This is a genomic window from Kitasatospora sp. NPDC007106, from assembly GCF_040634455.1.
Classification (GTDB): Bacteria; Actinomycetota; Actinomycetes; order Streptomycetales; family Streptomycetaceae; genus Kitasatospora; species Kitasatospora arboriphila.
Genome location: NZ_JBEYFP010000998.1, coordinates 1 through 2011, shown reverse-complemented (window position 1 = coordinate 2011; position 2011 = coordinate 1). Strand labels below are relative to the sequence as shown.

At 75.2% G+C, this 2011-nt stretch carries 4 protein-coding genes; 2 read left to right on the top strand and 2 right to left on the bottom strand.

Features of this window, described 5'->3' with window-relative positions; all coding sequences use genetic code 11:
* On the top strand, positions 1-399 hold a 399-nt coding region (locus ABZ641_RS34995), incomplete at its 5' end, for a MarR family transcriptional regulator (protein WP_359988423.1).
* Positions 400-413: 14 nt separating this feature from the next.
* Here the strand turns inward: ABZ641_RS34995 and ABZ641_RS34990 are convergent.
* Together ABZ641_RS34990 and ABZ641_RS34985 are read right to left on the bottom strand one after the other, a co-directional pair.
* Positions 414-836 carry an ATP-binding protein gene (locus ABZ641_RS34990; RefSeq protein WP_344623175.1) on the bottom strand — a complete coding sequence of 141 codons (423 nt, stop codon included), beginning with the start codon at positions 834-836 and terminating at the stop codon, positions 414-416.
* Between the two features lie 115 nt (positions 837-951).
* Positions 952-1212 carry a hypothetical protein gene (locus ABZ641_RS34985; RefSeq protein ID WP_359988421.1) on the bottom strand — a complete coding sequence of 87 codons (261 nt, stop codon included), beginning with the start codon at positions 1210-1212 and terminating at the stop codon, positions 952-954.
* A 183-nt stretch (positions 1213-1395) separates the two neighbouring features.
* Between ABZ641_RS34985 and ABZ641_RS34980 the strand changes: the two genes are divergently transcribed.
* The gene (locus ABZ641_RS34980; RefSeq protein WP_344623176.1) at positions 1396-1980 is read left to right on the top strand and encodes a hypothetical protein; all 585 of its coding nucleotides are present in this window, start codon (positions 1396-1398) and stop codon (positions 1978-1980) included.
* Positions 1981-2011 lie beyond the last annotated feature (31 nt).

Genomic DNA, 2011 nt, shown 5'->3' with positions numbered 1-2011 from the left:
CGCACCGGCAAGGCCGCCCGGACCCGACTCGCCGAGCGGCTCGCCCGCCGCGGACTGCGGCTGTGGCACCTGGCCGTGCTCGCGGCGCTCGCCGACTTCGGCCCGCACGCACAGCGCGACCTCTCGGTGCGGCTGTCCGTCGACCCCAGCGACATCGCCAAGGTCGTCGACGAACTCGCCGCGGCCGGCTGGGTGGACCGCTCCCGCGACCCCGCCGACCGCCGCCGCATCCGGGTCACCGTCACCGACCCCGGACGGACGGCCCTGCGCGAACTGCAGGCCGCGGCCGAGGCCGTCCAGGCGGAACTCCTCGCCCCGCTCTCCGCCGCCGAGCGCACCCGACTCCACGGCCTGCTCAGGCGGCTCTTCGACGGAGACCCCGGCACTCCGGAGGTCTGACGCCCCGGCAGGGCTCAGTGGCCGGGGCGGCCGGGTGGGTGGAAGCAGGCGGTGACGGTCTTGCCCCGGGTGTCGGGGCGGCTCTGCCATGCGTCGGCGAGGGCGTCGACCAGGCGCATGCCGCGACCGGAGGTGGCCTCGGGCCCGGCCTCGCGCGGGCGCGGGAGCTGCGGCGAGTCGTCGTGGACGCTGACGTAGAGGCAGGAGCCGTCCCAGGTGAGGACGAGATCGGCGTCGCTGCGGGCGTGGATGTGGGCGTTGGTGATGAGCTCCGACACGGTGAGCACGACGGCATCGGCGGTCTCGGGTGCGTGCACCGTCCAGCCGAGCGCGTCGAGGTGACGGCGCGCCCAGGCGCGGCCGGCCCGGACGCCGCTCGACACGGGCAGGGTGCGTGCCCAGCCCATCGCCCTCAGCGCGTTGTCACGGTGGTCCATCGCGGGCCTCCCCTCGTGGCCTCTTCCGTGACCGGCTGCCCCGCTTTCCCCGCCGCACACCCCCCGCGCCCGCGCCGGACCGCACGGCCGGGGAACGGGCGGCCCGCCGAACCGCTCAGGAGTGGTGGAGCGCGGTGATCCGGGCGATCCTGCCGGAGGAGTCGAGGGTGGGGTCGTACATGTTGCCGTAGCAGCCGAACTGGCCGGTGGTGCCGGGGTTCTGGGTGCAGGCGTTGACCTGCTGGCGGAGCCGGGAGACCGGGACGTCGTGGGCCCGGGTGCCGGCCAGGAGCCGGGCGGTGGCCTCGACTGGAACCGACCAGGTCGCTCCCGGCGACGTGGCCGGACGTCGTGCGGAAGTCCCGGATCGGCTCATCGCGCCCTCCTCCGTGCCGCGGGTGCCGGGCGGGCCGTTCCCGCCTCGGTGCGCCCCCCGACGGACCGGCGGCCCCGGAAGCGGCCCGCCACACGTCCTGACTTCGCGGCGCCGTGATACCCCGGGCCGGGCCCGAGGCGTCTGTAGGGGTACACGACCGACTCATCGAACGGGGAACGGAACATGCGACGTTGGACGGCACTGCCGGTGGCACTCGCGCTGGTGGGACTCGGATCGGCGGTGATGCCGGCCGCCGCCGCGACGGGAACGGCGACGGCCGCCGTGCAGTGCGACTCGGGCTGGGGCAGCCTCGACAAGGCCGGTCGGGCCGGGACGGACGCCTACCGGTACATGACCGGCATCAGGACGGGCACGCACCCCTGCTTCGACCGCATGGTCGTGGACGTGCCCGGTTCGTCGCCCGCCGACCCGGTGGCGTACCGGATCGACTACCGGGACTCGCCGATCGGCACCACCACCGACGACCGGCGGATCCCGGTCGCCGGCGGCAAGGTCCTGAACATCGTCATCGGCGCGCACACCACCGACGCCGACTGGAACACGACCTACCCGCTGCGCACGGGGGAGAAGCTGCCCGGGCTCGACTTCACGGGCTACCCCACCTTCGTCGAGGCCCGGGGAGGCGGCTCGCACGCGGGTGAGACGCAGATCGGGCTCGGTGTCCGGGCGCGGCTGCCGTACCGCGTCTTCCAGCTCGACGGCCGGCTGGTGATCGACGTGGCGCACAGCTGGGGCGCCACGGGCTGATCCGCGGGCGCGCCCCCGTACCGGCGCCGGC